20 protein-coding genes are annotated in these 25545 nt (G+C 62.4%); 14 read left to right on the top strand and 6 right to left on the bottom strand.

Going from position 1 to position 25545, the window contains the following annotated elements; translation table 11 throughout:
* Nucleotides 1-20: 20 nt before the first annotated feature.
* The 6 genes from BMY68_RS20255 to BMY68_RS20280 all read right to left on the bottom strand — a co-directional run bounded on the left by BMY68_RS20255 (nt 21) and on the right by BMY68_RS20280 (nt 5409).
* Nucleotides 21-797, bottom strand: a complete 777-nt coding sequence (locus tag BMY68_RS20255; RefSeq protein WP_009042280.1) for an ABC transporter substrate-binding protein — start codon at nt 795-797, stop codon at nt 21-23.
* 311 nt (nt 798-1108) lie between these two features.
* Complete coding sequence (moaE, locus tag BMY68_RS20260) at nt 1109-1561, bottom strand: molybdopterin synthase catalytic subunit MoaE (protein WP_009042279.1); 453 nt, start codon at nt 1559-1561, stop codon at nt 1109-1111.
* Nucleotide 1562: 1 nt separating this feature from the next.
* Nucleotides 1563-1805 (bottom strand): molybdopterin converting factor subunit 1, encoded by a 243-nt coding sequence (gene moaD / locus BMY68_RS20265; RefSeq protein ID WP_007932097.1) that lies wholly within the window; start codon nt 1803-1805, stop codon nt 1563-1565.
* On the bottom strand, nt 1802-2275 hold the full coding sequence (gene moaC / locus BMY68_RS20270; protein ID WP_009047097.1) for a cyclic pyranopterin monophosphate synthase MoaC: 474 nt from the start codon (nt 2273-2275) through the stop codon (nt 1802-1804). The genes moaD and moaC overlap by 4 nt, the downstream gene beginning before the upstream one ends.
* A 266-nt stretch (nt 2276-2541) precedes the next feature.
* Complete coding sequence (locus tag BMY68_RS20275) at nt 2542-3936, bottom strand: PhoH family protein (protein ID WP_007929389.1); 1395 nt, start codon at nt 3934-3936, stop codon at nt 2542-2544.
* 348 nt (nt 3937-4284) lie between these two features.
* The gene (locus tag BMY68_RS20280; protein WP_085529883.1) at nt 4285-5409 is read right to left on the bottom strand and encodes a polysaccharide deacetylase family protein; all 1125 of its coding nucleotides are present in this window, start codon (nt 5407-5409) and stop codon (nt 4285-4287) included.
* Between the two features lie 227 nt (nt 5410-5636).
* On the opposite strand from BMY68_RS20280, the gene yaaA reads away from it, so the two are divergent.
* From yaaA to BMY68_RS30150, 14 genes are all read left to right on the top strand, one after another.
* A complete protein-coding gene (yaaA, locus tag BMY68_RS20285; RefSeq protein WP_009047094.1) occupies nt 5637-6416 on the top strand; it encodes a peroxide stress protein YaaA in 780 nt (259 codons plus the stop codon).
* A gap of 813 nt (nt 6417-7229) precedes the next feature.
* Nucleotides 7230-8546: a nucleotide sugar dehydrogenase gene (locus BMY68_RS20290; RefSeq protein ID WP_009042275.1), complete on the top strand. Its 1317-nt coding sequence runs from the start codon at nt 7230-7232 to the stop codon at nt 8544-8546.
* A gap of 216 nt (nt 8547-8762) precedes the next feature.
* Nucleotides 8763-10247 carry a mannuronan synthase gene (gene alg8 / locus BMY68_RS20295; RefSeq protein WP_172833405.1) on the top strand — a complete coding sequence of 495 codons (1485 nt, stop codon included), beginning with the start codon at nt 8763-8765 and terminating at the stop codon, nt 10245-10247.
* Between the two features lie 35 nt (nt 10248-10282).
* A complete protein-coding gene (locus tag BMY68_RS20300) occupies nt 10283-11452 on the top strand; it encodes an alginate biosynthesis protein Alg44 (RefSeq protein ID WP_085529882.1) in 1170 nt (389 codons plus the stop codon).
* Nucleotides 11453-11478: 26 nt separating this feature from the next.
* Nucleotides 11479-13011, top strand: a complete 1533-nt coding sequence (gene algK, locus BMY68_RS20305) for an alginate biosynthesis TPR repeat lipoprotein AlgK (RefSeq protein ID WP_062823611.1) — start codon at nt 11479-11481, stop codon at nt 13009-13011.
* On the top strand, nt 13008-14660 hold the full coding sequence (locus BMY68_RS20310) for an alginate export family protein (protein WP_239694109.1): 1653 nt from the start codon (nt 13008-13010) through the stop codon (nt 14658-14660). The genes algK and BMY68_RS20310 overlap by 4 nt, the downstream gene beginning before the upstream one ends.
* A 26-nt stretch (nt 14661-14686) precedes the next feature.
* Nucleotides 14687-16291, top strand: coding sequence for a mannuronan 5-epimerase AlgG (gene algG / locus BMY68_RS20315; RefSeq protein ID WP_085529881.1), 1605 nt, complete (start codon nt 14687-14689; stop codon nt 16289-16291).
* Nucleotides 16292-16302: 11 nt separating this feature from the next.
* Nucleotides 16303-17751 carry an alginate O-acetyltransferase gene (locus BMY68_RS20320; protein WP_007932828.1) on the top strand — a complete coding sequence of 483 codons (1449 nt, stop codon included), beginning with the start codon at nt 16303-16305 and terminating at the stop codon, nt 17749-17751.
* Between the two features lie 7 nt (nt 17752-17758).
* Complete coding sequence (locus tag BMY68_RS20325) at nt 17759-18883, top strand: mannuronate-specific alginate lyase (RefSeq protein WP_085529880.1); 1125 nt, start codon at nt 17759-17761, stop codon at nt 18881-18883.
* 208 nt (nt 18884-19091) lie between these two features.
* Nucleotides 19092-20657: an MBOAT family O-acyltransferase gene (locus BMY68_RS20330; protein WP_009042268.1), complete on the top strand. Its 1566-nt coding sequence runs from the start codon at nt 19092-19094 to the stop codon at nt 20655-20657.
* An 11-nt stretch (nt 20658-20668) separates the two neighbouring features.
* Complete coding sequence (locus BMY68_RS20335) at nt 20669-21844, top strand: alginate O-acetyltransferase (protein WP_009042267.1); 1176 nt, start codon at nt 20669-20671, stop codon at nt 21842-21844.
* Nucleotides 21845-21860: 16 nt separating this feature from the next.
* Entirely contained in the window at nt 21861-22517 is a 657-nt protein-coding gene (locus BMY68_RS20340; protein ID WP_053259711.1) for an alginate O-acetyltransferase AlgF, read from the top strand.
* A 261-nt stretch (nt 22518-22778) separates the two neighbouring features.
* A complete protein-coding gene (locus tag BMY68_RS20345; RefSeq protein WP_009042265.1) occupies nt 22779-24230 on the top strand; it encodes a mannose-1-phosphate guanylyltransferase/mannose-6-phosphate isomerase in 1452 nt (483 codons plus the stop codon).
* Nucleotides 24231-24608: 378 nt separating this feature from the next.
* The gene (locus tag BMY68_RS30150) at nt 24609-25346 is read left to right on the top strand and encodes a hypothetical protein (protein WP_239694110.1); all 738 of its coding nucleotides are present in this window, start codon (nt 24609-24611) and stop codon (nt 25344-25346) included.
* Nucleotides 25347-25545: the final 199 nt, after the last annotated feature.

The following is a 25545-nucleotide window of genomic DNA, read 5'->3' on the forward strand; positions in this document are numbered from 1 at the left end:
CTCACGAACGCCACGCGACATCAGTCGCCGTAGATGTCGGACTTGAAGTACTTCTCGGAAATCTTCTGATATTCGCCACTGGCGCGAATGCCATCGATGGCGCTATTCAACTGGCTGACCAGCTCGGTATTACCCTTGCGCACCGCGATCCCCGCGCCCTCACCCACGTATTTCGGATCCTTCAGCTCTGGCCCGACAAACGCATAGCCCTTGCCACGCGGCATCGACAGGAAATCATTCAGCGGGATGGTGTCCGCGAAAATCGCATCGAGGCGCCCGGCCGCCAGGTCCATGTAGATCTCTTCGTTGTTGCTGTAGCGCTTGACGTTGATGCCCTTGGGCTCGAACACCTCGGTGGCGTAGCGGTCGGTGGTGGTCGCCCGTTGCACACCGACGTTCTTGCCCTTGAGGCTGGCGTACTGGTCATCGACCGTGGCGCCTTCCTTCATCACCAGCCGCGAGGAAGTGAAGTAGTACTTGTGGGTGAAGTCGACCGATTTCTTGCGGTCTTCGTTGATGGTCATCGACGACAGCGCCATGTCGATCTTCTTCACTTTCAAGGAGGGAATCAGGCCGTCGAATTCACCCTCGACCCATAGGCACTTGACCTGCATCTGCGCGCACAGGGCATTGCCGATGTCGTAGTCGAAACCGACGATCTCGCCCTTGTCGGTTTTCGAGGCGAACGGCGGATAAGCCGCCTCGATGCCGATGCGCAGGGTTTTCTCGGCGGCGAACAGGCTGCTGCACGCCAACAGGCTCAGGGCCAGGCCACTGATGAGGGGGAGTTTCTTCATGTTCGTTCTCTCGCGGGTTGTTGTTGGTTTGGCAAGACAGAAGAAAGGAGTGAAACGGTGAAGCCTTGTTTGTACTTGTAAATCCATACTGGACTTTTACGTATATTTCGTCAACGGCGCGGACGCGGGTCAGCCGGCCTTTGGTCGAGAGGCAGAAATGGGAAAAAACAGGGAAATGGAGGGCGTAGTCGAGGGCCCTATCGCGGGCAATCGAGCGTCGACTGGCCGCTCCTACAGATACCTGGTGCTTCTGTAGGAGCGAGGCTTGCCCGCGATGGCGGACTTGCGGTCAATACAGAGGGATCAGGCAATCATTCTTTCCAACGATCCGCCGCCGCGTGATCGCTGTCGCGACCTTCCACCCAGCGCGGCCCGTCGGCGGTGGTTTCCTTTTTCCAGAACGGTGCGCGGGTTTTCAGGTAGTCCATGACAAAGGCACAGGCGTCGAACGCCGCCTGGCGGTGGGCGCTGGCGGCGCCGACGAAAACGATCGGCTCGCCCGGCTCCAGCGCGCCGATGCGATGCAGCACTTCCAGCTTGAGCAGCGGCCAGCGCTGTTCGGCCTCGGCGGCGATCTTGCCGAGGGCCTTTTCGGTCATGCCCGGGTAATGCTCGAGAAACATCCCCGCCACCTCCAGGCCATCGTTGAAATCACGCACGTAGCCGACAAAGCTCACCACCGCGCCGACGCCGACATTCGCCGCATGCATCGCGTTGACTTCCGCCCCCGGATCGAAGGCGCCCGATTGCACACGAATCGCCATGTCAGCCCCCGGTCACGGTAGGAAAAAACGCCACTTCGTCGCCGTCGCTCACTGGCTCGTCGAGCTGGCACAGGTCTTCGTTGCGGGCGCACATCAGGTTCTGCTCGCTGAGCACCTCGGCGCCCTCGCGTTGGGCCAGCAGGGCGCGCACATCGTCGACCGTGGCGAAATCGCCGGCGACCCGCAGCGAATCCACGCCCAGCGCCTCGCGATAGCGGGCGAAAAACTTCACGGTCAGGTTCATTGTTCATCCGCCTGGTAATGACCGCTCTTGCCGCCCAGTTTCTCCAGCAGGCGCACGCCTTCGATGGTCATGCCGCGGTCCACGGCCTTGCACATGTCATAGATGGTCAGCGCGGCGACGCTGGCGGCGGTCAGGGCTTCCATTTCCACCCCGGTCTGCCCGGCCAGCTTGCAGCGGGCAACGATGCGCACGCTGTCCTCGCCTTCGGCGCTGAGCTCGACCTTGACGCTGGTGAGCATCAGCGGGTGGCACAGGGGAATCAGATCGCTGGTCTTTTTCGCCGCCTGGATGCCGGCGATGCGCGCCACGGCGAACACATCACCCTTGGGGTGACCGCCGCTGACGATCATTTGCAGGGTTTGCGGGAGCATGCGCACCCGGGCTTCGGCCGTGGCTTCGCGGGACGTCACGGCTTTGTCGGTGACGTCGACCATATTGGCGCGACCTTGGGAATCGAGATGAGTCAGCACAGCCTTACTCCTGATCAGGAAAGGCGATTGTAAACCCGAGGGTCAAATTTCCGCACGCTTGATTACGCGATCCTTGTAGCCGCTGGCGCAGCCTGCGATCGGCCGCGTAGCGGACGTGATCCGGACTTCCCCCAGGGTTACCGGTGAAACGCAACAAGTCCTCTGACGTCTGCTGCGCAGCCGATCGCAGCCTGCGGCAGCAGCTACAGAAGTTTCATCCAGGCACAAAAAAACGGGCGGCCTCGCGGCCGCCCGTCTGGCGAGGGTTACAGATGGGACTCGGCGTATTCGGCCAGAATCGAGCGTGGAACCCCTTGCAGGGTGATGTGCACCCCGTTGGGGAAGTCCTTGAAGCGTTCAGTGAGGTAGGTCAGCCCGGAGCTGGTCGCGGACAGGTAAGGGGTATCGATCTGCGCCAGGTTGCCCAGGCACACCACTTTGGAACCGGCGCCGGCACGGGTGATGATGGTTTTCATCTGGTGCGGGGTGAGGTTCTGGCATTCGTCGATCAGGATCAGGCTCTGCTGGAAGCTGCGGCCACGAATGTAGTTGAGGGATTTGAACTGCAGCGGCACCTTGCTGAGGATGTAGTCGACGCTGCCATGGGTGCTTTCGTCATCCATGTGAAGGGCTTCGAGGTTGTCGGTGATGGCGCCGAGCCAGGGCTCCATCTTTTCCGCTTCGGTGCCCGGCAGGAAGCCGATCTCCTGGTCCAGCCCCTGCACGCTGCGGGTGGCGATGATGCGCCGATAACGCTTGCTGACCATGGTCTGCTCGATGGCCGCGGCCAGGGCCAGGATGGTCTTGCCTGAACCGGCAGCCCCGGACAGGTTGACCAGATGGATGTCCGGATCGAGCAGGGCGAACAGCGCCAGGCCTTGATAGATGTCGCGCGGTTTCAGGCCCCAGGCTTCCTGGTGCAACAGGGGTTCCTGATGCAGGTCGAGAATCAGCAGCACATCGGCGCGAATCTCCTTGATCCAGCCGACAAAACCCTGTTCGTCGATGATGAACTCGTTGATGTGCACCGCCGGCAGGTTGTCGGTGAGTTGCACCTGGTGCCAGGTGCGGCCGTGATCCTGGCGGGTTTCCACCTTGCTCACGCGGTCCCAGAAGGAACCGGTCATGTTGTGGAAGCCATTGGGCAGCAAGGCCACGTCGTCGACCAGCTGGTCGGTGCTGTAGTCCTCGGCGGCGATCCCGCAGGCGCGCGCCTTGAGGCGCATGTTGATGTCTTTGGTCACCAGCACCACGCGCAGCTCCTTGTCGCGCGCGTGCAGGTCGATCAACTGGTTGATGATGATGTTGTCGTTGAGGTTTTCCGGCAGCAGGCTGTTGGGCTCGGAGCGCTTGCTCATGAGGATCGACAGCAGGCCTTTGGGGCCGCTCTTGCCACGCTGGATAGGCACACCCAGCTCGACGTCTTCAGGCGAGGCCTCACCCAGGGTCTTGTCGATCAGGCGAATGGCCTGGCGGCATTCCGCTGCAACGCTGTGATGGCCGCTCTTGAGCTTGTCGAGTTCCTCCAGGACGATCATCGGGATCGCCACATGGTGTTCTTCGAAGTTCAGCAGGGCGTTTGGATCGTGAATCAATACATTGGTATCGAGTACATAAAGGATTGGCTGGTTGGAGGAAGGGCTACGTCCGTGGTCATCCATACTCGGTCACCTTATGTGGGGGCCAGTCGACGCAATACCATGGCGGTGCTACGCCTCGAATTGACCGTCGAATTCACCCGCAGGGGTTCGAGTGAAGTGCACACAAAAGGAGTCTTGGGAGACGCCACCTGTGTTGCAGGTTTCGGCGGTCTGACTTCGTAATACTCCAAAACCTGTGACAGGAAAAAGCACTTTGACGCTTTTTTTAAGTTTATTTTGCAGAGTGACGAATAGCCCTTGGCGCGCTGCCCAAGCACCGTTAAAGTCGGAAGTCCGCCTGCCTCGAAATCCTGGCCAAAATCGGCAAAAACCTCCTCTCCCCCCGTAAATACGGACCTTTCGTCGTTTCTAGCGAAACGCGTCCTGACAATCCTCCCAACCGATTCCGCTCTGCGCCGTCTGCGTCAGCAACCAGGGCAATGCCGTCTTCACCGCGTCCTGCCGGGCGTTGAAATTGATCACCCCGTGTCGCCACAACAGCATCAGGGTCAACACCCGCTGGCCGCTCTGCTCGCCCTTGAGCTTGCCGGCGCCGTCCTGCGGGTCGATGTCCCACAGCGCCACCTGCAAACCCTGTGCATTAAAGAAGGCCTGCGCATCCGCCCGGCGCTGGCCGTAGGGCGGGCGAAACAGCGGCACGTAGTTTTCCGGCAGCTTGCCCTTGGCCAGTTCGACGCTGCGCTCGATCGAGTCCTGCCAGTCCTGCCAATGGCTGTGGGAACGATACTCCCAGCCCTGCACGCCCACGCACTGCTGCGAATACAGGGCCTGCAGGCTGGCCACCGAACGCTGCTCCAGGCGGCTCTGCAACTCGCTGCCAAGCACGAAGAAGGTGCCGTTCATGTTCGACTTGCGCAGGTATTCGGTCAGCCACGGGGTGTTGTCCGGGGCGAGATTGGCGGCGCTGTCGAAGGTCAGCAAAAACAGCCGGTCATTGAGCTCGTCGCCATTGCGCTCGTAGTCGCCAAAACGCTCGATCTCGCTGGCGGTCTGGGGAAACAGCGCGGCCTTGCGCAGCAGCTCGTCCAGATACTGTTCATGGAAGGTCCGGCTCGGCTCGGCCCAGCGGGCGTAATAGGAGTCGTCGCCCAACTGGAACTTGCCGGCCTGCTCGCGCAGGGAGTCCATGTCTTCCACCAGGAAACAGAAGGAAGCGTCCTGGTCGCAGCTCTGCTGGGCGAAGTTGTAGTTGCTCAGCAATTGCCGCCAGAGCCGCTGGCGGACGGCATCGATCGACGCCATGTTGATGATCCGCAGGCCCAGGCGCTGCTTCAACGAAGCTTCATCCCAGGCCTCGCTGTCCAGCAGGGCGCGGGCGAAGGTGAGGATCTCCGCCCGCGACGCCACGTCGAACAGGGTTGGGTTACTGAGTTGTTCCGGCCAGGTGCTGCGATCCAGGGTCGCCACCTCGTTCGGCGCCGCCAGGGCGCCGAAACTCAACAGCCAGATCGAAAGAAAAAACGCGCTGCGCAAAGGGATGTCTCCATAACAAAACCCGCGCGGCACTATAGCCGATACCGGCCTCCCGGCCCTATTGCCTAGGCCACTCCCCTTCCCTTTATAGAGAGCGGACACGCGCCTCCCTGCAGCAGGCCATCGCCGATCGACGGACGACCGGCGGCCCCCCCCTATTGCCTTCATAGGTGGAGTCAAAGCGCCCAAGCCCCTAGAATCCCCCGACGCTTACAGGAGACGACTTCATGCTGATGGTGATTTCACCCGCCAAGACCCTCGATTTCGAGACCCCGCCCGTCACTCAACGCTTCACCCAGCCGCAGTACCTCGATCACTCCCAGGAACTGATCCTGCAATTGCGCGAACTGAGCCCGGCGCAAATCAGCGAACTGATGCACGTCTCCGACAAGATCGGCGGCCTCAACGCCGCGCGCTTCGGCAGCTGGACCCCGGCCTTCACCCCGGCCAATGCCAAGCAGGCGTTGCTGGCGTTCAAGGGCGACGTGTACACCGGCCTGAATGCCGAAACCCTGAGCGAAGCCGATTTCGACTACGCCCAGCAGCATCTGCGCATGCTTTCCGGCCTGTACGGCCTGCTGCGCCCGCTGGACCTGATGCAGCCCTATCGCCTGGAAATGGGCACCAAGCTGGCCAACGCCCGCGGCAAGGACCTGTACGCCTTCTGGGGCACGCGCATCAGCGAATGGCTCAACGAAGCCCTGGCCGAACAGGGCGACGACCTGCTGCTCAACCTGGCTTCCAACGAATACTTCTCGGCGGTCAAGCGCACGGCCCTGAACGCCCGGATCATCAATACCGAGTTCAAGGACCTGAAGAACGGCCAGTACAAGATCATCAGTTTCTACGCCAAGAAGGCCCGGGGCATGATGAGCCGCTTCGTCATAGAAGAACGCATCAACGACCCGGCGGCCCTCAAGCAGTTCGATGTCCAGGGTTACCGCTACAGCGCCGAACAGTCGAAACCCGATAATCTGGTTTTCCTGCGCGATCACGCACCGGAATAACGCACGCGGTCGATGCACTGGTTTCGCGCAAACGAGTGCGTCGACGAGCGGTCACTTTCCTCTTTGACTCCCACCAAAACGCCAAACAATTGGCGCCAAAATATTTTCTTCTGAATTTATAACTTTTGTTTCACTCGACAGAGGTCATTTTTTTCAGTAGTGGCACACAAATTTTTTATCGGTAGTGGCATAAAAATATCCCCGCGCTTTAACTCCCCATAACTAAAGGCTGAAATGGTAAGTGCTATCAATATGAAAGCAGTGCCATCTTTTGCAATATTTCAAGAAATTTCAGAAAACAGGATCAGCGGTCTGGAACTATGTCCTGAACCACCGCTCATACCACCGGTAACGATTCTCAACGAGTTTGTAGGAGATGACTTACATGGAATCCAACGACAGTAGCGAAGTTGTCATATTATCCTGACCTACTGCTCAGGAACTCGAACTTAGGGTCAATACACAGGAGATAATGCACCATTACTATCCCCTACAAGGCCATGGCATAGCCCGCCTTAAAACGCTTCCGGGAGCGTGTAACTACCTGATTATCATGGGCCTGCTCCTATAAATCAGGATTATCGCCAACCTCGGAGCTGCCTTCCAGCAGGAAGGACGGCAACATTTAAGGGCAGCCCCTACAACAAGGCCAAGTTGCGCACAACTTGAGTGCACTTATTTAGACACTCGGAACTTAGTCTGCCTGCACTGGATATCTCAACGCCTGTTCGTTGAACTTCCGAGTGCGCAATTAAAGCTGGCAAACATTAACTCCGGCCATCTAATGGCGTGAATAACACAGAGGTAAATGCGATGCGCATCAGCATATTTGGTTTGGGTTACGTCGGTGCAGTATGTGCCGGTTGCCTGTCTGCACGGGGCCATGAGGTCGTTGGCGTCGATGTTGCCAAGGACAAGATCGATATGATCAACGCCGGTAAATCGCCGATCGTTGAACCGGGTCTGGGTGAACTTCTGGCGCAAGGTATTCAAACCGGTCGTCTGCGCGGAACCACCAACTTCGCCGAGGCGATTCGCGACACCGACTTGTCGATGATCTGTGTCGGCACGCCAAGCAAGAAGAACGGCGACCTGGAACTCAACTACATCGAGGCGGTATGCCGCGAAATCGGTTTCGTCCTGCGTGACAAGACCTCCCGCCACACCATCGTGGTGCGCAGTACCGTACTGCCGGGCACTGTCGCCAACGTGGTGATCCCGATCCTCGAAGACTGCTCCGGCAAGAAGGCCGGCGTCGACTTCGGCGTCGCGGTCAACCCTGAGTTCCTGCGTGAAAGCACCGCGATCAAGGACTACGACTTCCCACCGATGACCGTGATCGGCGAATTCGACAAGGCCTCGGGCGACGTCCTGCAATCGCTGTACGAAGAACTCGACGCACCGATCATCCGCAAGGACATCGCTGTCGCCGAGATGATCAAGTACACCTGCAACGTGTGGCACGCCACCAAGGTCACCTTCGCCAACGAGATCGGCAACATCGCCAAGGCCGTCGGCGTCGATGGCCGTGAAGTGATGGACGTGGTTTGCCAGGACAAGACCCTCAACCTGTCCCAGTACTACATGCGCCCGGGCTTCGCCTTCGGCGGTTCCTGCCTGCCCAAGGACGTGCGCGCCCTGACCTTCCGCGCCGGTTCCCTGGACGTCGAAGCGCCGCTGCTCAACTCGCTGATGCGCAGTAACGAGTCCCAGGTGCAGAACGCCTTCGACATCGTCTCCAGCCACGACAAGCGCAAAGTCGCCCTGCTCGGCCTGAGCTTCAAGGCCGGTACCGACGATCTGCGCGAAAGCCCGCTGGTGGAGCTGGCGGAAATGCTGATCGGCAAAGGCTTCGACCTGAGCATCTACGACAGCAACGTCGAGTACGCCCGCGTCCACGGCGCCAACAAGGACTACATCGAGTCCAAGATCCCCCACGTCTCGTCCCTGCTCAACGCGGACTTCGACTCGGTGATCGACAACTCCGACGTGATCATCCTCGGCAACCGCGACGAGAAGTTCCGCGCCCTGGCCGAAGACGTGCCGCATGGCAAGCAGGTCATCGACCTGGTCGGGTTCATGTCCAAGGCCACCAGCGCGAGTGGCCGGACCGAAGGTATCTGCTGGTAACCAGCGGTATCGGGGGCAGTCCCCCGTTCCTGTAGCCGCTGCCGCAGGCTGCGATCGAACCCGAAGGGTCGCGACGTACCTGCAACCGCCGGAGGTCCTGCGGACCTATCGCAGCCTCCGGCAACGACTACAGGAATGTGCCCCCTTTGGCTTTTTTGCCTGCCTTAACCCCATCGGGCCACCCCACAGGCTCGCCCGAGATCGAGACGGATGCAGATTATGCACAGGCTAAAGCACGGCCTACTTCAGGCCGCAGGTTGGCTGTTTTTCTTGAGTTTACTGATGGGCCTCGCCCTGGCGTTGCCCGCGTCCACATTCGACTCCGAATCGAAGGACTTCATCTTCCTGATTGGCGCCGTGGGTATCTGGCGCTACTCGATGGGTGCCACGCATTTCGTGCGCGGCATGCTGTTTCTCTACGTGGTCTACCCGCACCTGCGCCGCAAGGTCCGCAAGCTGGGCAAGGCCGCCGATCCGTCCCACGTGTACCTGATGGTCACCAGCTTCCGGATCGACGCCCTGACCACCGCCCAGGTCTATGGCTCGGTGATCCGTGAAGCCATCGACTGCGGCTTCCCTACCACCGTGGTCTGCTCGATCGTGGAAATGTCCGACGAGCTGCTGGTGAAAAGCCTCTGGGCCCGCATGAACCCGCCGGCCCACGTCAAGCTCGACTTCGTGCGCATCCCCGGCACCGGCAAGCGCGACGGCCTGGCCTTCGGTTTCCGCGCCATCTCCCGCCACCTGCCGGACGACCGCGCCGTGGTAGCGGTGATCGACGGCGACACCGTGCTCGGCGAAGGCGTGGTGCGCAAGACCGTGCCCTGGTTCCAGCTGTTCGGCAACGTCGGCGGCCTGACCACCAACGAGTTCTGCGAAGTGCGCGGCGGCTACATCATGAGCGAGTGGCACAAGCTGCGCTTCGCCCAGCGTCACATCAACATGTGCTCCATGGCCCTGTCCAAGCGCGTGCTGACCATGACCGGACGCATGTCCGTGTTCCGCGCCAGCGTGGTCACCAACCCGGACTTCATCGCCGACGTGGAAAGCGACTCGCTGCAACACTGGCGCCTGGGCCGCTTCAAGTTCCTCACCGGCGACGACAAGTCCAGCTGGTTCAGCCTGATGCGCCTGGGCTACGACACCTTCTACGTGCCCGATGCGGCGATCAACACCGTGGAGCACCCGCCGGAGAAGAGTTTCATCAAGGCCAGCCGCAAGCTGATGTTCCGCTGGTACGGCAACAACCTGCGGCAGAACTCCCGGGCCCTGGGCCTGGGCCTCAAGCGCCTGGGGCTGTTCACCAGCGTGGTGCTGTTCGACCAGCGCGTGTCGATGTGGACCTCCCTGCTCGGCCTGACCGTGGCCCTGATCGCCAGCTTCAAGTACGGCACCGCCTTCATCCTGGTGTACCTGCTGTGGATCGGTATCACCCGCCTGCTGCTGACCCTGCTGCTGTCCTGTTCGGGGCACCGGATCGGCCCGGCCTACCCTTTGATCCTCTATTACAACCAGATCGTCGGGGCCCTGGTGAAGATCTACGTGTTCTTCCGCCTCGACCAACAGTCCTGGACCCGCCAACCGACTGCTCTGTCCCGTGACCTAGCCAGCTTTCAACGTTGGTTCAACACCTGGTCGTCTCGGACCATGACCTTCTCCGCCGGCAGCATTTTCGTCGCCGCGCTGCTGCTGATGGTCTGACCCGCCTTGCCTGAATTAACTAGGAAATCGCCCTTATGAACACCGCCGTGAACGTCAACGTAGTGCATGAATCCGAAGCCCAACGCCAACACGCCCGGGTCAAGATCCCGGCCAAGCTGCGCTTCTTCGGCCCCGACCGGACCCCGGTCGAAGCGCGGGTCATCGACCTCTCGGCCGGCGGCCTGAGCTTCAACTGCGGGCAGCTGCCGATCAAGGTCGGCGACGTGCACAAGGGTCGCCTGCAGTTCGTCATCGACAACCTCGGGCTGGCCATGGACGTGGAGTTGCAGGTGCGCTCCGTGGATCGCCAGAGCGGCCGGGTCGGCTGCCAGTTCCAGAACCTCGAGCCCCAGGACATCTCGACCCTGCGCCAGCTGATCACCTCGCACCTGGCCGGCGACATCGTGACCATGGGCGACGTGCTCGCCACCCTGCAGCGCGACAACTTCACCAAGGCGCGCAAGAACAAGGACGCCGGTCACGGCATGAGCGCCCTGGGCCGCCTGCGCGCGGTGACCTTCAGCGCCGGGATCTTCGTCGTCGGCCTGGCGGCCTTCGGCTTCATCCTCAAGTCGGTGTACGGCATGTACTTCGTCAGCCACGCCCAGGCCGGCCTGGTCAGCGCGCCGGGAATGAACGTCACCATGCCGCGCGACGGCACCGTGCAGAGCCTGATCCAGGCCGACGGCGTGGCTGCCAAGGGCGCCCCGCTGGCGACCTTCAGCACCAGCATGCTCGACGTGCTCAAGGGCCACCTGAACGAAGACCAGCTGCAGCCGGCCAAGGTCGAGGAACTGTTCGGCAAGCAGATGACCGGCACCCTGACCTCGCCCTGCGACTGCACCGTGGCCCAGCAGATGGTTGCCGACGGCCAGTACGCCAGCAAGGGCGACGTGATCTTCCAGCTGGTGCCGCGCAACAGCCAGGCCAACGTCGAAGCGCGCTTCTCCTACCGCCAGTTCGCCGACGTGCGTCCGGGCACCAAGGTCAGCTTCCAGATCGCCGGCGAAGACGACGTACGCAGCGGCACCATCGTCAGCAGCACCAGCCTCAACGGCAGCGACCTGTCCTCGGACATTCGCGTACAGATCAAGCCCGACGCCCCGCTGAGCAGCACCTTCGCCGGCCGCCCGGTGGAAGTCAGCAGCGACCGCGGCCCGTCCGTGAACTGGCTGATCGACAAAGCCATGGCTGCCGGTCTCTAACCATGACTATTCATACCCCACTCCCGATGACGAAAACGGCCCCTGTAGCCGCTGCCGCAGGCTGCGATCGAGTGCAACGCACTCGTGAAGGGGATGAATGCGGTCTGGCGAACACAGCGCGCCGTCCGGAACCCGTCCGCTACGCGGCCGATCGCAGCCTGCGGCAGCGGCTACAGGGTTCGGCATTGCTGTTGCCTCTGGTGACCGCCATGGCCCTGGCCGGTTGCGCCGGCCTGCCCGACCAGCGCCTGGCCAACGAAGCCCTGAAGCGCGGCGACACCGTGCTCGCGGAGCAGAACTACCGGCAGCTGGCGGACCTGGGTTACAGCGACGCCCAGGTCGGCCTGGCCGATATCCAGATGGAAACCCGCGACCCGGCGAAGATCAAGCAAGCCGAGGCGACCTACCGCGCCGCGGCCGACACTTCGCCGCGGGCCCAGGCGCGCCTGGGTCGCCTGCTGGTGGCCAAGCCCGGCTCCACCGAAGCCGAGCATCACGAAGCCGAAGGCCTGTTGAAAAAGGCCTTCGCCAATGGTGAAGGCAACACCCTGATCCCGCTGGCGATGCTCTACCTGCAATATCCGCAGAGCTTCCCCAAGGTCAACGCCCAGCAGCAGATCAGCCAATGGCGCAGCGCCGGCTACCCGGAAGCCGGCCTGGCCCAGGTGCTGCTGTACCGCACCCAGGGCACCTACGACCAGCACCTGGCCGAGGTGGAAACCATCTGCAAGGCGGCGCTGAACGTCACCGATATCTGCTACGTCGAACTGGCCACCGTGTACCAGAAACGCGGCCAGCCGGAGCAACAGGCCGAGCTGCTCAAACAGCTGCAGGCCGGCCACGCCCGCGGCGTCATCAGCGCGCAACGGGTCGACAGCGTGGCCCGGGTGCTGGGCGACGCCAGCCTGGGCAAGACCGACGAGAAAACCGCGCAGGCGCTGCTGGAGCCGATCGCTCCCGGCTACCCGGCCTCCTGGGTCACCCTGGCGCAACTGCTCTACGACTTCCCTGAACTGGGCGATGTCGACAAGATGATGCAGTACCTGGACAACGGTCGCGCCGCCGACCAGCCCCGCGCCGAACTGCTGCTGGGCAAGCTCTACTACGAAGGCAAGATGGTCCCGGCCGACGCCAAGGTCGCCGAAGAGCACTTCAAGAAGGCCCAGGGCAAGGAAGTCGCCGCCGATTACTACCTCGGCCAGATCTACCGCCGCGGCTACCTGGGCCAGGTCTATCCGCAAAAGGCCCTGGACCACCTGCTGACCGCCGCGCGCAACGGCCAGAACAGCGCCGACTTCGCCATTGCCCAACTGTTCTCCCAGGGCAAGGGCACCAAGCCCGACCCGCTCAACGCCTATGTCTTCAGCCAGCTGGCCAAGACCCAGGACACCCCGCAAGCCAACGAGCTTGCGCAACAACTCGAAGCCCAACTGCCGCCAGGCCAACGCGCCGAGGCCCAACGCCTGCTGCAACAGGAGCAGGCCGTACGTGGCGCCTTGAGCCAGAACACGTTGGAACTGCACGCGCTGCAGGAAGAAGACGGTGAGGAATCCCTATGAAGTTCACTCCATCCAGCCACGCCAATCCTGTAGCCGCTGCCGCAGGCTGCGATCGAGCGCGTAGCGCTCGCCAACCGGGCGACCGAGATCTGTCAGTGGCACCGCGTGCGCAGGTTTTGCGGCTGCTGCGCAGCCAATCGCAGCCTGCGGCAGCGGCTACGGGAAAACTGTTCAGCCTGTCGAAGCTGGGTGTGGCCCTGGGTTTTGCCCTGCTCTGGTCCAACCCGACGCTGGCGGCCGTCACCGACACCAAGAACTTCGGCCTGGAAGTGAAGATCACCGGCCAGTCCGAAGACGACCGTGACCTCGGCACCTTGGGCGGCGGCGACGTCAATGGCGTCGGCCTCGACCTGCGCCCCTGGGTGTACGGCGAAAGCGGCAACTGGAGCGCCTACGCCATGGGCCAGGCGGTGACCTCCACCGATATCATCGAGACCGACACCCTGCAGCAGTCCGACGGCGCCAGCACCGAAAGCAGCAACAACAGCGACCGCAAGAGCAAGAAGAACTACCTGGCGATGCGCGAGTTCTGGATCGGCTACAGCGGCCTCACCCCCTACCCGGGCGAGCAGTTGAAGTTCGGTCGCCAGCGCCTGCGCAACGACGACGGCCAATGGCGCGACACCAACATCGAAGCCCTGAACTGGACCTTCGACACCACCCTGCTGCGCGCCAACGTCGGCATCGCCGAGCGCTTCAGCGAATACCGCACCGACCTCAAGGAGCTGGCGCCGGAAGACAAGGATCGCCTGCACGTCTACGGCGATGTGGCCTACCAGTGGACCCCGGGGCATTGGGCTGGCGTGCGCGCCCATCACAGCCACGACGACGGCAAGCTCGACTACCCGGTTCCGGGCGAAGCCACCGACTCCCTGGACAAGCGCCAGAACGGCGACCTGACCTGGCTCGGCCTGGAAGCCAACAGCGACGCCTACAACTGGCGCAACACCAACACCGTCAACTACTGGGCAAGCATCACCGGCATGAGCGGCGACCGCGACAAGGTCAACGCGCTGAACGCCGACGGCACCCGCCCGGCCCAGGCCAAGAGCGGCGAGAACCTCAACGGCTGGGCCACCGACCTCGGCGTGCGCCTGCGCCTGGACCCGAAATGGCAGGTCGGCGCGGCCTACGCCCGCGCCAGCGGCGACTACGAACAGAACGGCCTGGAAAGCAACCGCTCGAACTACACCGGGACCCGCTCGCGGGTGCACCGTTTCGGCGAAGCCTTCCGCGGCGAAATGAACAACATGCAGACCGCCACCCTGTTCGGTTCCTGGATGCTCGCCGACGAATACGACGCCAGCCTGATCTACCACAAGTTCTGGCGCGTGGACGGCAACAAGCCGGTGGGCAGCAACGGTATCAACGCCGTGGAAAACAACTACGACGACGCCACCGGCGCCCTGCTCTCCAGCTCGTCCCTGCCGCTGCGCGATGGCGAGAAAGACCTTGGCCAGGAAGTGGACCTGGTGGTCACCAAGTACTTCAAGCAAGGCCTGCTGCCGGCCGCGCTCAGCCAGTCGATCGACGAGCCTTCGGCGCTGGTGCGCTTTCGTGGCGGCGTGTTCAAGCCGGGCGATGCCTATGGCAAGAACGTCGACTCGTACATGCACCGCGCCTTTGTCGACGTGATCTGGCGCTTCTGATGCGAGCCGCCAAGGGAGTGCCTGAGATGAACAGCCCGATGAACAGCCCAGCGATCAGAGGCTCGATCAGCCTGTTGGCCGGCGCCATGCTGCTGGCCAGCAGCGCCGCCTTCGCCAACGTCGAACCGGCCCCGGCCGCCACGCCCGGCAAGCAGCCGACCGTGGCCAAGGAGCTGCAACAGGCCAAGACCTACACCGTCAGCAGCGCGCCCACCGCGCCGCTGAACCTGGCCAAGCCGGCCCTGCCCGACCTCTCCGGCTACACCGCCGAAGCGGCGGCGGCGAAGATCGTGCGCAGCAAGCCTGGCAAGATCAGCGTGCGCCGCATGATGCAGGAAGACGCGCTGAAGGACTTTATCGGCGGTGACAACAAGATGGCCGAATGGGTGGTGCGCCAGCACGGCATCCCCCAGGCGATCTTCATCGACAACGGTTACGTCAACCTCAAGGAGCTGGCGAAGAAGCTGCCCAAGCAGTACATCAGCGAAACCTCGCCGGGTGTGTACCTGGCGCGGCTGCCGATCGTGGTCGGGCGCAAGGGCATCCTGGAAATCGACCAGCAGACCCAGGAACTGCGCCTGTCCCAGGAAGGCGGTTCGTTCCTGGTCAACGACGGCCAGCTGTTCGTGCGCGACACCAAGGTCACCGGCTGGCGCGAGAAGGACAACGGCCCCGCGACCTTCAACTCGCCCAAGGAGTTCCGTCCGTTCCTGCTGGCCTGGGGCGGCACCGAGACCTACATCGTCAACAGCAAGATGGCCAGCTTCGGCTACGCCAACAGTAAGTCCTACGGCGTGAGTATTTCCCAGTACACGCCGAACATGGCCAAGGTGCTCAAGCGCCCCGAACCCACCGGCTGGATCATCGGCTCGGAGTTCTCGGACATGTGGTACGGCTTCTACTGCTACGAGACCCGCGACTTCGTGGTCAAGGGCAACACCTACAAGGACAACATCGTCTACGGCATCGACCCCCACGACCGTTCGCACCGGCTGATCATCGCCGACAACACCGTCTACGGGACCAAGAAGAAGCACGGGATCATCATTTCCCGGGAAGTGAACGACAGCTTCATCTTCAACAACCGCAGCTACGAGAACAAACTTTCGGGCCTGGTGATCGACCGTAACAGCGTGAACAACCTGATCGCCGACAACGAGATCTACCGCAACCACACCGACGGCATCACCCTCTACGAGAGTGCCGACAACCTGCTGTGGGGCAACAAGGTGATCAGCAACCGGCGCCATGGCATCCGCATTCGCAACAGCGTGAACATCCGCCTGTACGAGAACGTCGCCATGGCCAACGGCCTGACCGGCGTCTACGGCCACATCAAGGACCTCTCCGACACCGACCGCGACATCAAGCTCGACCCGTTCGACGCCCAGGTGTCGCTGATCGTGGTCGGCGGCGAGCTGGCCGCCAATGGCAGCGGCCCGATGTCCATCGACTCGCCGTTGAGCGTCGAGCTGTACCGTGTGTCCATGCTCGCCCCGACCAAGAGCAGCGGCATCAGCTTCTCGGGGATCCTCGGCGAGCGCCAGGACGAAATTCTTGACCTGCTGGTGCGCCAGCAGAAAGCCGTGCTGATCGACCCTGTCGAACGCCAGACCGAAATGCGCGATTGAGGATGACTGTCATGCGCCCACACCTGATCAAACTCTTGAGCCTCTCGGCATTGACCGCGGGCATTCTCGCCGCCAGTAACAGCGCTCGCGCCGATGAAACCCAGGCACCGAAGTTCACCGCCGAGCCCTGCTGCAACCTGTGCCCGGCGGCCCATGACGCGAAGAACTACACCACCCGCTACCAGCAGAACTTCACCACCCTGGTGCAAGCCCAGGGCGACTGGCTGTTCCGTACCCAGGAAGACCTGCGCACCGAATTCAACACCACGCCGGAAGGTTATCGCCGCCTGCAACAGCTGCACGACGCCTTCAAGAGCAAGGGCGTGGAGCTGGTGCTGGTCTACCAGCCGACCCGTGGCCTGGTGAACCGCAACAAGCTCAACCCACAGGAGAAGGCCAGCTTCGACTACGACAAGGCCCTGAAAAACTACCAGGGCATGCTCGGCCGTTTCGCCCAGATGGGCTACGTGGTGCCGGACCTGTCGCCGCTGACCAACGAGCAACTGCCGGAGACCCTGCCGGCCCACGACTTCTACTTCCGCGGCGATCAGCACTGGACTCCGTACGGCGCCCAGCGCACGGCGAAGATCGTGGCGCAGAAGGTCAAGCAGTTGCCGGCCTTCGCCGACATTCCCAAGCGTGAGTTCGAGACCCACAAGTCCGGGCGCATGGGCAAGACCGGCACCCTGCACAACATGGCCGGCCAGCTCTGCGGCACCAGCTACGCGATCCAGTACATGGACCAGTTCACCACCGAACCCAAGGGCGAAGCCGGCGACGGCGACCTGTTCGGCGATTCCGGCAACCCGGAAATCACCCTGGTGGGCACCAGCCACAGCGGCAAGAACTACAACTTCGCCGGCTTCCTGCAGGAAGAGATCGGCGCCGACATTCTCAACGTCGCCTTCCCCGGCGGTGGCTTCGAAGGCTCCATGCTGCAGTACCTGGGCAGCGAGGAGTTCCAGACCAAGCCACCGAAGATCCTGATCTGGGAATTCTCGCCGCTGTACCGCCTGGACCAGGAAACCATCTACCGGCAGATGATGGCCCTGCTCGACAACGGCTGCGAAGGCAAGCCGGCGCAAATGAGCGCCAGCGCCACCCTCAAGCCCGGCAAGAACGAGCTGATGGTCAACAGCAAGAACATGGACCTGCGCAACAGCAGCCACCAGGTCGATATCCGCTTCGCCGACACCTCGGTGAAAACCCTGCAAGCCACCCTCTGGTACATGAACGGGCGCCACGAGGACATCAAGATCGACAAACCGGAAACATCCGACACCGACGGGCGTTTCGCCTTTGAACTGCGCACCGACGAAGACTGGGCCTCGCAAAACCTGCTGGCGGTCGAAGTCCAGGGTCCGGAAGCCGGCGCCGCGGCACAGAAAGTCGAAGCGAAAATTTGCAAACGCAACGTATTCCCGGACGCCGGTCAACGCACCGCGCAAATCGGGCAATGAGGTTCCTATGCAAAGCAAAACGCTGAAACAGTTACTGGCACCGAGCCTGTTGAGCCTGGCGATGTTCGCAGGCCTGACCCAGGCCGCGGCCCCACTGCGCCCACCCCAGGGTTATTACGCGCCGGTGGATAAATTCAAGAGCGGCGACCACAGCGAAGGCTGCGACGCCATGCCCGCGCCTTACACCGGCTCGCTGCAATTTCGCAGCAAGTACGAAGGGTCGGACAAGGCTCGCGCGACCCTCAACGTGCAATCGGAAAAGGCCTTTCGCGACAGCACCGCCGACATCACCAAGATCGAGCGCGGCACCAGCAAGCGGGTGATGCAGTTCATGCGCGACGGCCGTCCGGAACAACTGGACTGCACCCTGAGCTGGCTGAGCGCCTGGGCCCAGGCCGATGCGTTGATGTCCAAGGACTTCAACCACACCGGCAAGTCCATGCGCAAATGGGCCCTGGGCAGCATGGCTTCGGCCTACCTGCGCCTGAAGTTCTCCGACTCCCATCCGCTGGACACCCACCAGCAGCAGGCGCAGCAGATCGAGGCCTGGTTCAGCAAGATGGCCGACCAGGTGGTCAGCGACTGGGACAACCTGCCGCTGGAGCAGACCAACAACCACTCGTACTGGGCCGCCTGGTCGGTGATGGCCACCGCCGTGGCGACCAACCGCCGCGACCTGTTCGACTGGGCGGTGAAGGAATACAAGGTCGGCGCCAATCAGGTCGACGCCGACGGCTTCCTGCCCAACGAACTCAAGCGCCAGCAACGCGCCCTGGCCTATCACAACTACGCCCTGCCGCCGCTGGCGATGATCGCCAGCTTCGCCCAGGTCAACGGCGTCGACCTGCGCCAGGAAAACAACGGCGCCCTGAAACGCCTGGGCGAGCGGGTGCTGGCCGGGGTGAAAGACCCGGACGAGTTCGAGGAAAAGAACGGCAAGGAACAGGACATGACCGACCTCAAGGTCGACTCGAAATTCGCCTGGCTCGAACCCTTCTGCAGCCTCTACACCTGTGCCCCGGATGTACTGGAACGCAAGCACAAGATGCAACCGTTCAAGACCTTCCGCCTGGGTGGCGACCTGACCAAGGTCTACGACCCCTCGCATGAGAAGGGCAACAAAGGCTCGTAAGCGACACCTGTAGCCGCTGCCGAAGGCTGCGATCTACTGCGAAGCGGTCGTGCTTTTGAGGCCGAGGGAAGGCCCTTCGGGCCTTATCGCAGCCTACGGCAGCGGCTACAGGGAATGATGTGAATGCAATACGCCGCCCCCGGTTTTTCACGGGGGGGTTTGGGGGGGCTCTGGCCCTTTACTGTTGGTCAAACATGGAGAGATCGGGATGGTTTTCTCATCCAATGTGTTCCTGTTCCTGTTCTTGCCGATCTTTCTCGGCTTGTACTACCTGAGCGGGCAACGCTATCGCAACCTGCTGCTGCTGATCGCCAGCTACGTGTTCTATGCCTGGTGGCGGGTGGACTTCCTGGCGCTGTTCGCCGGCGTCACCCTGTGGAACTACTGGATCGGCCTGAAAGTCGGCGCCGCCGGTGTACGCACCAAACCGGCCCAGCGCTGGCTGCTGCTCGGCGTGGCGGTCGACCTGTGCATCCTCGGCTACTTCAAGTACGCCAACTTCGGCGTGGACAGCATCAACGCGATCATGACCTCGTTCGGTCTGGAGCCGTTCATCCTGACCCACGTGCTGTTGCCGATCGGTATCTCGTTCTACATCTTCGAGTCCATCAGCTACATCATCGACGTCTACCGCGGCGACACCCCGGCCACCCGCAACCTGATCGACTTCGCGGCGTTCGTGGCGATCTTCCCGCACCTGATCGCCGGCCCCGTGCTGCGTTTCCGCGACCTGGCCGACCAGTTCAACAACCGCACCCACACCCTGGACAAGTTCTCCGAAGGCTGCACGCGCTTCATGCAGGGTTTCATCAAGAAAGTGTTCATCGCCGACACCCTGGCGGTGGTCGCCGACCATTGCTTCGCCCTGCAGAACCCGACCACGGGCGACGCCTGGCTGGGCGCCCTGGCCTACACCGCGCAGCTGTACTTCGACTTCTCCGGCTACAGCGACATGGCCATCGGCCTGGGCTTGATGATGGGTTTTCGCTTCATGGAAAACTTCAAGCAGCCCTACATCAGCCAGTCGATCACCGAGTTCTGGCGGCGCTGGCACATCAGCCTGTCCACCTGGCTGCGCGACTACCTGTACATCACCCTGGGCGGCAACCGCAAAGGCACGCTGATGACCTATCGCAACCTGTTCCTGACCATGCTGCTCGGTGGCCTGTGGCACGGCGCGAACATCACCTACGTGGTCTGGGGCGCCTGGCACGGCATGTGGCTGGCGATCGAGAAGATGCTCGGCATCAACACTTCGCCGCGCAGCCTGAACCCGATCCGCTGGGCGCTGACCTTCCTGCTGGTGGTGATGGGCTGGGTGATCTTCCGCGCCGAGAACCTGCATGTCGCCGGGCGCATGTACGGTGCCATGTTCAGCTTCGGCGACTGGTCGCTGTCGGAACTCAACCGCGCCAGCCTCACCGGCCTGCAAGTGGCGACCCTGGTCGTGGCCTACGCCACCCTGGCGTTCTTCGGCCTGCGTGACCTGTATCGCAACCCGACGCCGGTCAAGAGCAAGCCCGAAATCAACACCGAGGCCGACGGTCCGGCCACCGCCCAGCCGGGCCTGATCAAGGCCGTACCGGGGGACAAGCCAGGCAGCATCCACCAGCCGGGCTACACCGTGGGCGTCGAAGCCCAGGTCCAGCCGGCCTACTGGGTCGCCGACTGGCCGCGTTACGTGATGCGCGCCCTGGTGCTGCTGCTGTTCATCGCTTCGATTCTCAAACTCTCGGCGCAAAGCTTCTCGCCGTTCCTTTACTTCCAGTTCTGAGGGATCTGACCATGACCCGCTCATTACGCGTCTTCTATATCGCCCTGTTCCTAGTGACCCTGATGGTCCTGGGCCTGTGGTCGGTGCGCAGCTTCTTCGGCTTCAGCACCAGCAACGACGCCACCGTGCTCAACGGTCGCTGGGCCAAGGCCGTGGAAACCCACTACGACGACGAGTTCCCGATCAAGCGCCTGGGCACCAACCTGTGGGCGGCCCTGGACTTCAAGCTGTTCAACGAAGGTCGTCCGGGCGTGGTGCTCGGCCGCGACCAGTGGCTGTACAGCGATGAAGAGTTCCACCCGATCGTCAACGAAGAACTCAACCTGCAAGGCAACTACGCGCTGGTCGAAGGCGTGCGCCAGGCCCTGAAAGAGAAAGGCGTGAAACTGGTGATGGCGATCGTGCCGGCCAAGGTGCGCCTGTACCCGGAACACCTGGGCGACGTCCAGCCGGCCAGCATCCACGCCAACCTCTACCAGGACTTCCACGCCCGGGTGGCGGCCGACAAGATCCTCGCCCCCGACCTGCTGGGCCCGCTGCAACAGGCCAAGCAGAACGGCCAGCAAGTGTTCCTGCGCACCGACACCCACTGGACCCCGGCCGGCGCCGAAATCGCCGCCAACCAGTTGGCCAAGGCGATCGCCGACAAGGCACCACTGATGGGCCAGCCGCAACGTTTCGTCACCGAAGCCGAGCAAACCGTGGTGCACAAGGGCGACCTGCGCCTGTTCCTGCCCCTGGACCCGCTGTTCGAGAACCTGATGCCGGCCAAGGAGCCGCTGCAAAAACGCGTGACCCGTGCCGCCGACGATCAGCCGGCCGCCGACGACGCGTTGTTCGCCGACAACGAAGTGCCGGTGGCCCTGGTGGGTACCAGCTACAGCGCCAACCCGAACTGGAACTTCGTCGGCGCGCTCAAGCAAGCCCTGCACAGCGACGTGGTCAGCTACGCCGAAGACGGCCACGGCCCGGTGTTGCCGATGCTCAGCTACCTGAAAAGCGATGCCTTCAAGAACAGCCCGCCCCAGGTGCTGATCTGGGAGTTCCCCGAACGATATCTGCCGGTCAATAACGAAATCGGCGACGCCGACCCGCAGTGGGTCGCAGAGCTCAAACAAGCCGGCGCCCGCCAACAGAACGTAGCTGCACTCAACAAATCCGAGACGCCCGATCGGGCGCAAAACTGAAAGAGAGGTGACACCCATGACTTTCACTATCACTCCGCGTCGTCTCGCCAAGGCAATCACACTGGCTGCCGGCATGAGCGTCCTGTCCCTGCCCGCCTTCGCCGGTGGCGACGCCGCGCTGTACGGCCCGACCGCGCCCAAAGGCTCGTCCTTCGTGCGTATCTACAACGCCAGCAACCAGGAAGTCAGCGCCACCGTCGGCAGCACCAGCCTCAGCGACGTCGCGCCGCTGGCCAGCAGTGACTTCAGCTTCATGCCCGGCGGCGACTACACCGCCAAGGTCGGCAGCCAGAGCGTGCCGGTGAAACTCGCCGCCGACCACTATTACACCCTGGTCAACAACGCCAGCGGCCAGCCGCAACTGATCGAAGAACCGCCGTTCAAGAACAAGCAGAAGTCCCTGGTCCGGGTGCAGAACCTGAGCGACAAGGCCCTGACCCTGAAGACCGCCGACGGCAAGACCGACGTGGTCCAGTCGGTGGCCGCCAAGGGCCGTGGCGAACGTGAAATCAACCCGGTGAAAGTCAGCTTCGCGCTGTACGAGGGCGAGAAAAAAGTCAGCGACCTCAAGCCGGTCGCCCTGGAGCGCGGCGAAGCCGCGGTGCTCTACGTCACCGGCAATGGCAGCAGCCTGTCGCCAGTCTGGGTCAAGCGCCCGGTCTCGACCCGCTGATGAATCGATCGGGCAGGTGAAGGCCATTTCTGTAGCCGCTGGCGGAGCCTGCGATCGGTTGCGCAGCAATCGTGAAAACGGCTCACGCGGTCTTTCAGCAAGACCGTAGCGCCTGAGTCACGACCGCTTCGCGATCGTTCGCAGCCTGACGGCAGCGGCTACAGGGATCGGCATACACCGCCCGGCAAGCAACAAAAACAAGAGAGTGAAACGACAGAACGCAGTAGCTCTAACCCAAACGATTTTTGAAGGAGTAACAACATGATTCCGGTGATCTTGTCAGGTGGTAGTGGCTCACGTCTTTGGCCGCTTTCGCGTAAGCAATTCCCTAAACAGTTCCTCGCCCTGACCGGCGAACACACCTTGTTCCAGCAAACCCTCGAGCGCCTGGTGTTCGAAGGCATGGACACGCCGATCGTGGTCTGCAACAAGGACCACCGCTTCATCGTCAACGAGCAGCTGGCGGCGCGCAAACTCGAAGCCCAGCGCATCCTGATGGAGCCGTTCGGCCGCAACACCGCGCCGGCCGTGGCCCTGACCGCGATGATGCTGGTCAACGAAGGTCGCGACGAGCTGATGCTGGTGCTGCCGGCCGACCACGTGCTGGAAGACCAGAAAGCCCTGCAACGCGCCCTGGCCCTGGCCACCGTGGCCGCCGAGCGTGGCGAGATGGTGCTGTTCGGCGTGCCGGCGACCAAGCCGGAAACCGGTTATGGCTACATCAAGTCGACCAACGATGCGCTGCTGCCGGAAGGCGTGAGCCGCGTCTCGCACTTCGTCGAGAAACCCGACGTCAAGCGTGCCGCCGAGTTCGTCGAGGCCGGTGGCTACTTCTGGAACAGCGGCATGTTCCTGTTCCGCGCCAGCCGCTTCCTCGAAGAGCTGAAAAAGCACGACCCGGACATCTACGACACCTGCCTGCTGACCCTGGAACGCAGCGCCCAGGACGCCGACACCGTGGACGTCGACCCGGCCACCTTCGCCTGCTGCCCGGACAACTCCATCGACTACGCGGTGATGGAAAAGACCCAGCGCGCCTGCGTGGTGCCGCTGAGCGCCGGCTGGAGCGACGTGGGCTGCTGGTCGTCGCTGTGGGACGTGCATGAAAAGGACGCCAACGGCAACGTCAGCAAGGGCGACGTGGTGATCCAGGACAGCCGCAACTGCATGATCCACGGCAACGGCAAGCTGGTGTCGGTGATCGGCCTGGAAAACATCGTGGTCGTGGAAACCAAGGACGCCATGATGATCGCCCACAAGGACAAGGTCCAAGGCGTCAAACAGATGGTCAACACCCTCAACGAACAGGGCCGCAGCGAAACCCAGAACCACTGCGAGGTCTACCGTCCGTGGGGCTCCTACGACTCGGTGGACATGGGCGGGCGCTTCCAGGTCAAGCACATCTCGGTCAAGCCGGGCGCGTGCCTGTCCCTGCAGATGCACCACCACCGCGCCGAACACTGGATCGTGGTCAGCGGCACCGCCGAAGTCACCTGCGACGAGAACGTGTTCCTGCTCACCGAAAACCAGTCCACCTACATCCCGATCGCCTCGGTGCACCGCCTGCGCAACCCGGGCAAGATCCCGCTGGAGATCATCGAAGTGCAATCGGGCAGCTACCTGGGCGAAGACGACATCGAACGTTTCGAAGACATCTACGGCCGCTCCACCCCGGTGGAACGCGGTATCTCGGTGAAAACCATCGCCCAGTAATCACAGCGACAAGTTTCAAGCGGCAAGCTGCAAGTAAAAGCAGGGAGTCGTTGCCAGCAAGTCCTTGCCCCCCGTCCGACCGACTGCGTCCCCTATCCGCAGCTGGTTGGGCGGGGGATTTTTTATGTCCGCGCGCCTGAACGAGGACCTCCTGTAGCCGCTGCCGCAGGCTGCGATAAGGCCGAAGGCCTTCAGCGATCTCATGACCCTGCGCCCGCTTCGCGGTCGATCGCAGCCTGCGGCAGCGGCTACAGTCGTTTCACCAATTCCTACCCGACATTTCGAAAACACCGCAGGGCGTTTCAGATAGCTCTCAACGACTCCATCCATACCGCTCATTAGTGTTTCGCGAGGCTAGAACACACAGCGAAAACAGCGATGGCTGAGCAACCTTCCGGCAACAAATACACCACCGACTCCCGTGGCGAACCGACCCCGATGCCTCGCGTGCTGCGCCCTGCCAACCCGAATCCACCGCTGCCGGGCGCACGTACAAAGAACACCTCGATACTGACCACGCCTCAAGGCCTTGACGCTCCGGTGAAACCACCACAAGTCCAGCCCCCGGCACCGGTCGCTCCCGGCTTCTACATCGTTCCCCGGAGCATGCCGTTGAGCGAGTTGCAGCGCCGCCTGTTCGACAGCCCCTCATCCGACGTCCTGGCCAAATACCTGGCCCTCAATCCAGGCCTTGGCGATACGGTGAAAGCCGGCAGCCTGATCGTGCTCAGCGACCCCGCCAACCACGCCTGCACCTACGAGGAAGCGCAACTCATGCAGGCCGCCGAACAGGTTAAGATCGCCCTCGAACCGCTGACGCCCGACGAAGCCGACTTTATGGTCCGCCATCAGGCCGAGATCGCCGGCTTTACCGGCCAGGCCTCGACCTGGCTGGGCATCGGCACCGCGACGATGGGCAAACACCTGGACAAACTGCGCGAGACCCTGCAAGACATGGAACGTCTGCATCAAGACAACTACCGCCAACACGGCCACCTCAAATCCCCCGAGTTCTTCGCCCGGCGCCAGCAATTGCTCAGGCAACTGGACGCCCAACTGCTGAACTCCACCCGCCTGCGCGGCTACACCACCCTGGGCGACCACCCCCCAAGCTGAAAACCGCCCTCGGCCTCTCCAGCCGCAGCCTGGTCCATCAATGGGACAAGGCCGGTGGGCCCGGGCAGATACCGGGCTATGTCGTCCACGTAAAATCGGTCAGCCGCGCGGCGAAGTACATGCAGATGGGTGGGTATGTAGGGATTGCGCTGGGTGGGGTTTCGTCGGTGTTGAAGGTTCAGGAGGTTTGTCAGGCGGG

Source organism: Pseudomonas sp. NFACC41-3, from assembly GCF_900109505.1.
Taxonomy (GTDB): domain Bacteria; phylum Pseudomonadota; class Gammaproteobacteria; order Pseudomonadales; family Pseudomonadaceae; genus Aquipseudomonas; species Aquipseudomonas chlororaphis.